The sequence below is a fragment of the Azospirillum sp. UFLA03-27 genome (genome assembly GCF_059803775.1).
This window is the reverse complement of record NZ_JAUQTX010000337.1, coordinates 1-5,743: the sequence shown is the minus strand read 5'-3', so window position 1 is coordinate 5,743 and position 5,743 is coordinate 1. Positions and strand designations below refer to the sequence as shown.

Annotated in this window: 5 protein-coding genes; 2 read left to right on the top strand and 3 right to left on the bottom strand. The window is 67.7% G+C overall.

Translation table 11 applies throughout. The features are described from left to right. Positions 1 to 81 precede the first annotated feature (81 nt). The 3 genes from osmF to Q4I23_RS29885 all read right to left on the bottom strand — a co-directional run bounded on the left by osmF (position 82) and on the right by Q4I23_RS29885 (position 3,066). Positions 82 to 1,002, bottom strand: a complete 921-nt coding sequence (gene osmF / locus Q4I23_RS29895; protein ID WP_498528630.1) for a glycine betaine ABC transporter substrate-binding protein OsmF — start codon at positions 1,000 to 1,002, stop codon at positions 82 to 84. Between the two features lie 115 nt (positions 1,003 to 1,117). Next, entirely contained in the window at positions 1,118 to 2,257 is a 1,140-nt protein-coding gene (gene hemH / locus Q4I23_RS29890) for a ferrochelatase (protein WP_498528629.1), read from the bottom strand. Positions 2,258 to 2,325: 68 nt separating this feature from the next. Next, complete coding sequence (locus Q4I23_RS29885; protein ID WP_498528628.1) at positions 2,326 to 3,066, bottom strand: GntR family transcriptional regulator; 741 nt, start codon at positions 3,064 to 3,066, stop codon at positions 2,326 to 2,328. A gap of 267 nt (positions 3,067 to 3,333) precedes the next feature. On the opposite strand from Q4I23_RS29885, the gene Q4I23_RS29880 reads away from it, so the two are divergent. Both Q4I23_RS29880 and Q4I23_RS29875 read left to right on the top strand, forming a co-directional pair. Beyond that, complete coding sequence (locus Q4I23_RS29880) at positions 3,334 to 4,353, top strand: ABC transporter ATP-binding protein (protein WP_498528627.1); 1,020 nt, start codon at positions 3,334 to 3,336, stop codon at positions 4,351 to 4,353. Positions 4,354 to 4,418: 65 nt separating this feature from the next. After that, positions 4,419 to 5,743, top strand: a 1,325-nt coding sequence (locus Q4I23_RS29875; RefSeq protein ID WP_498528626.1) for an ABC transporter substrate-binding protein, incomplete at its 3' end; no start/stop codon positions are given.

Here is a 5,743-nt window from a genome sequence, read left to right as displayed (position 1 = left end):
GTTATAGTCTCGTGGGCTCGGAGATGTGTATAAGAGACAGGGGCGACGCGGTTGTGGATCGGACGGACGCGGGTCATCCCGTCAGTTCAGGAAGCCTTTCGACTTCAGATAGGTCGTGGCGACCGCCCGCGGGTCCTGCCCTTCCACCGAAATCTTGGCGTTCAGCCCGCGCAGGGTCTCGGTGTCCAGGGACTTGAAAACCGGGTCCAGCAGGTCGCGGATCTTCGGATGGGCATCCAGCACGCCGTCGCGGATGGTCGGGGCCGGGGCGTAGACCATCTGCGCGCTCTTGGTGTCCTTCATGACCACGAGGTCCAGCGCGGCGATGGCACCGTCCGTGCCGTAGACCATGGCGGTGTTGACTCCGGAGGTGCCCTCGGCCGCCGCGCGGATGGTCGCCGCCGTGTCGCCGCCGGCCAGCACCAGGATCTGGTCGGGCTTCAGCGTGAAGCCGTAGGATTTCTGGAAAGAGGGCAGCGCCGCCGGGCTTTCCACGAACTCCGCCGAGGCGGCGAGCTTCGCCGTGCCGCCTGCACCGACCCAGCGGGAGAAATCCTCCATGGTGGCGAGATTGTTGGGCGCCGCCACGTCGCGGCGAAGCGCGATGGCCCAGGTGTTGTTCGCCGGGGCCGGGGTCAGCCAGACGATGTTGTGTTTGTCCCGGTCGAGCTGCTTCACCGTCTCGTAGCCGGCGGCGGCGTTCTTCCAGGCCGGATCGCTGTCGAGATTGAAGAAGAAGGCGCCGTTGCCGGTGTATTCCGGATAGACGTCGATCTCACCGGCCAGCAGGGCGCTGCGCACGATCCGGGTGGGGCCGAGCTGGATCTTGTTCTCCACCGGGATGCCGTTGGCCTCCAGCACCTGCAGGATCATCGTGCCGAGCAGGCCGCTTTCGGCGTCCAGCTTCGATCCGACACGGACCTTGTCCGCCGCCGCGGCGCTCCCCGCCGTCAGCAGCGCTCCCAGTGCCAGGGCGGCCACCGCCCGAACCACACGCCGCATCCCCCGCATCCTCCCAACCATCGTCCAATCTGTCCGTCCGCCAGCATGGGGAAGCCGGGCCGCCCCGGCAACCCACCCTTTCCGCCTGTGCGGCCCTCCATTTTGGAGAAGGGGGTTACGCCGTGACGTGGTCCTCCGCGTCGCGGGCCGCCCGCGTCCTGGCGCCGTCCACCCAGCCGCCCAGCTCGCGCTCCACGAGGTCGGCCAGGAAGGTGACGTGGTCGGGATGGTCGTTCAGGCAAGGAATGTAGGTGAAGCGCTCACCGCCCGCCGCCATGAAGGCGTCCTTCACCTGGAACTGGATCTCCTCCAGCGTCTCCACGCAGTCGGCGGAGAAGCCTGGCGCGATCACCGCGATCTTGGTCTTGCCGGCGCGGGCCAGTTCCTCGACCGTCTTGTCGGTGTAGGGCTTCAACCATTCCGCCTTGCCGAACCGCGACTGGAAGCTGTACTGCACGCGTCCCGGCTCCCAGCCCAGCCGCTCGGCAAGCAGGCGCGCGGTCTTCACGCAGAAGCAGTGGTAGGGGTCGCCGCGGTCCAGATAGGCCTTCGGCAGGCCGTGGAAGCTCGCCAGCAGGACGTCCGGCGTGTGGTCCAGCGCCGCGATGTGCCGCACCACCGAGCGGGCCAGCGCCTCGATGTAGCCCGGCTCGTCGTGGTAGGCGGGGACGGTGCGCACCGCCGGTTGCCAGCGCATGGTCATCAGCTTGCGGAAGGCCTGATCGTTGGCCGTGGCCGTCGTGGTCGCAGAATATTGCGGGTAGAGCGGGAACAGCAGGATGCGGTCGCAGCCCTGGTCCTTCAGCCGCTGGATCGCCGGGCCGACCGCCGGCTGGCCGTAGCGCATGGCCCAGTCGACCACCACGCTTTCGCCGTGCCGCGCCGCCAGCGCCGCCGCCACGCCCTCCGCCTGGGCGCGGGTGACGGTCTTCAGCGGGCTTTCGTTGCGCTCCTCGTTCCAGATGCTTTTGTAGGCATGGCCGCTCTTGCCCGGACGCACGGTCAGGATGATGCCGTTCAGCACCGGCCACCACACCGCCTTCGGCACCTCGATCACGCGGGGGTCCGACAGGAACTCCTTCAGGTAACGGCGCATCGACCAGTAGTCGGTCGCCTCCGGCGTTCCGAGATTCATCAGAAGCACACCGACGCGGCGCGCGGGAACCGGCGGGTGGTCGGCGGGCTTGGAAATGGGCTGCATGATGTCGGTCACCTCGATGTCGCGGCGGGCAGCATAATAGCGAGCCGAACCCATCGGAAGCAGCCCTTTGTCCCTATGCGGTCGATAGGGCCGGGCTATCCTCCGGCCGTTCGGACAGGCTCTTACGTCCGGCCCGCCGGCCGATCCGCGAAAACGGATTTCAGATCGACCGCGCCGTCCGACCGCGCGTCGAGGTCGAGCTGCCGCTCCACCTCGTCGAGATGCGCCATCATCAGCCGCATCGCCGCGCCCGGCGGACCGGACTCCAGCGCCTCGACGAACCGCCGGTGCTCGGTGGCGGAGCAGGAATGGGAGGACCGCCGCTCGAACGCCGCGATGGCGAGGCTGGAGCGGTCGATCAGGTCGGCCAGGATGCCGGCCAGCGTGGCGTTCCCGGCGAAGTCGGCCAGCAGTTGGTGGAACTGGCCCGACAGGCGGATCAGCGCCATGCGGTCGCCGGCCCGGTCGGCCTCCTCCTCCCGCGCAAGATGGGCGCGCAGCTTCGCCGACGTCTCGTCCGGCAGGGGACGGTGGATGCGCTCCAGCGCCTCCACCACGGCGCGCTCGATCACGCGGCGGGCCTCGAACACCTCGCGCGCCTCCCGCGCGGTGGGCTTGGCGACGAAGGCACCGCGGTTGGGGATCAGCGTCACGACGCGCCGCTGCGCCAGCAGCAGCAGCACCTTGCGCACACGCTCGCGGCTGACGCCGAACACCTCGGCCAAACTCTCCTCCGCCAGCTTGGTGCCGGGCGGCAGCCGGCGGTCGGCGATGGCCTCGCCGATGCTGCGGACGATGCGGGCCTCCGCCCCCTCCCCCCGCCCGCGGACGGCGCGGCGGGGGGCGCTCAGGACAGTTTTCATGATGGCACGGGCGCTGTTCAATTCATTGCCGCAGATTGTGCACAAAATGGACCAGCGGACAAACGCGGCCACCGCGCCCTGCCCATGCATCGGGCACAGCCCACCCATGCACAATTTCGCGCCACAGCGCTGAAATCCTGACCATTCGCCGATTTTCGCCGCCGGAAAGCCGCGGAATTCCGCCATTTACACGCTGGCATGGAACTTGCGGACATATTCGACAGCCGCAGCGGGACCTGCGGATTGTGCACAAAATCGGAGAGGGCCATGACCGCCAGATCGACCGCAGCCGGATCGCCCGCCACCGGATCAACCGTCGAACTGGTGAAGCTGCGCAAGTTCTACGGCTCCACCGTCGCCGTGGACGGCATCGACCTGCGCATCGCCGCCGGGGCCTATTGCTGTCTGCTCGGCCCCAGCGGCTGCGGCAAGACCTCCACGCTGCGCATGATCGCCGGGCATGAGGACATCTCCGACGGCGACCTGCTGATCGGCGACACGGTGGTGAACGGGGAGCCGCCGGCCCGCCGCGGCACCGCCATGATGTTCCAGAGCTACGCCCTGTTCCCGCATCTGGACTGCACCGACAACGTCGCCTTCAGCCTGAAGATGAAGGGTGTCGCGAAGGAGGAGCGCCGCCGCCGCGCGCGGGAAATGCTGGACCTCGTCCACATGTCCCAGTACGCGGACCGGCTGCCTGCCCAGCTCTCCGGCGGCCAGCAGCAGCGTGTGGCTCTGGCCCGCGCGCTGATCACCCGGCCGGGCGTGCTCCTGCTCGACGAGCCGCTGTCGGCGCTCGACCCCTTCCTGCGCATCCGCATGCGTGAGGAGCTGAAGCGCCTGCACACCGAGCTTGGCATCACCTTCGTCCATGTCACCCACAGCCAGACCGAGGCGATGGCGCTCGCCGACCTCGTGGTGGTGATGAACCAGGGGCGGATTGAGCAGGCCGGCCCGCCGCGCGAGGTCTTCAACCAGCCGCGCACCGCCTTCGTCGCCCGCTTCATCGGCGGCCACAACGTGGTGGAGGACGCCGCCGGCCGCCGGGCCGTGCGGGCCGACCGCATTCTGCTCGGCCAGCCCGAGTATTCCGACCACCAGTTGGAAGGCACCGTCCGCGCGCTGGAGTATCACGGTGCGTCGGTCCACCTGACGCTCGACGTGCCGGGTGCGGAGGACTTCGCCGTGGTGCTGGACGAATCCCGTTTCTACGACGCCCCGCTCGCCATCGGCGACCGCGTGACCGCGGGCTGGCGGGCGCGCGACGTCCACCCCCTGGTTGCCTGATTTCCCGACCAATCCCCAAGAACCGACTCCTCAAAAACCGACCGACCATACTGGAGGCACAGAGCATGACCGAGACGCGCACCGGCTCGCCCCTTTCCGCCGGGACCACCACGGGCGTCAGCCGCCGCACGCTGCTGAAGGGCACCGCCGCCGCCGCGGGTGTCGCCATCGGGTCGGGGGCGATCACCGGCTTCCCCACCATCTGGGCGCAGAACATCAAGAACGTCACGCTGCGCCAGTTCGGCACCGGCGTGTCGAATTTGAACGCCGTCGCCGACAAGGTGAAGGAGGATCTGGGCTTCACGCTGCAGATGACCGCGCTCGACAGTGACGCGGTGGCCCAGCGCGCGGTGACCCAGCCGAAGTCCTACGACATCGCCGACATCGAATACTGGATCTGCAAGAAGGTCTTCCCGGCCGGCGTGATGCAGCCGATGGACGTCTCCAAGATCAAGAACTTCGACAAGATCGTCCCGATCTTCGTCAACGGCAAGCTGACTCCGGAGAGCGCCGTCGCCCAGGGAACCGCGCCGCACACCGTCGGCTTCGTTGAAGGCAAGGACAGCATCAAGTTCGCCAAGTCGGCCACCCAATGGATGACGCTGATCCCGACCATCTACAACGCCGACACGCTGGGCATCCGCCCCGATCTGGTCGGCCGCCCGATCAGCAGCTGGAAGGACCTGCTCGATCCGGCCTTCAAGGGCAAGGCGTCGATCATCAACATCCCCTCCATCGGCATCATGGACGCCGCCATGGTCTGCGAGGCCATGGGCGAGGTGAAGTACGGCGACAAGGGCAACATGACCAAGGAGGAGATCGACAAGACCCTCAAGATCATGACCGACGCCAAGAAGGCCGGGCAGTTCCGCGCCTTCTGGAAGACCTTCGACGAGAGCGTCAACCTGATGTCGTCGGGCGAGGTCATCATCCAGTCGATGTGGTCGCCGGCCGTGGCCGCCGTGCGCGCCAAGGGCATCCAGTGCGTCTACCAGCCGCTGAAGGAAGGCTACCGCGCCTGGGGTGGCGGCCTCGGCATCGCCAAGCATCTGAGCGGGCTGGAGCTGGAGGCGGCCTATGAGTACATCAACTGGTACCTGTCAGGCTGGGTCGGCGCCTATCTGAACCGCCAGGGCTATTACTCCGCCGTGCTCGACACCGCCAAGGAGCACATGTCGCCGGACGAGTGGGCCTTCTGGATGGAGGGCCAGCCGGCCAAGACGGACATCCTCAGCCCCGAGGGCAAGGTGATGGAGAAGGCCGGCGCGGTGCGCGACGGCGGGTCGTTCCAGGACCGCATGGGCCGTGTGGCCTGCTGGAACGCGGTGATGGACGAGGACCGCTACATGGCTGTCTCTTATACACATCTCCGAGCCCACGAGACTATAAC

Coding starts and splice junctions, on each gene's coding strand:
- osmF (WP_498528630.1), bottom strand. CDS start 1,002: ATGCGGCGTGTGGTTCGGGCGGTGGCCGCCCTGGCACTGGGAGCGCTG.
- hemH (WP_498528629.1), bottom strand. CDS start 2,257: ATGGGTTCGGCTCGCTATTATGCTGCCCGCCGCGACATCGAGGTGACC.
- Q4I23_RS29885 (WP_498528628.1), bottom strand. CDS start 3,066: ATGAAAACTGTCCTGAGCGCCCCCCGCCGCGCCGTCCGCGGGCGGGGG.
- Q4I23_RS29880 (WP_498528627.1), top strand. CDS start 3,334: ATGACCGCCAGATCGACCGCAGCCGGATCGCCCGCCACCGGATCAACC.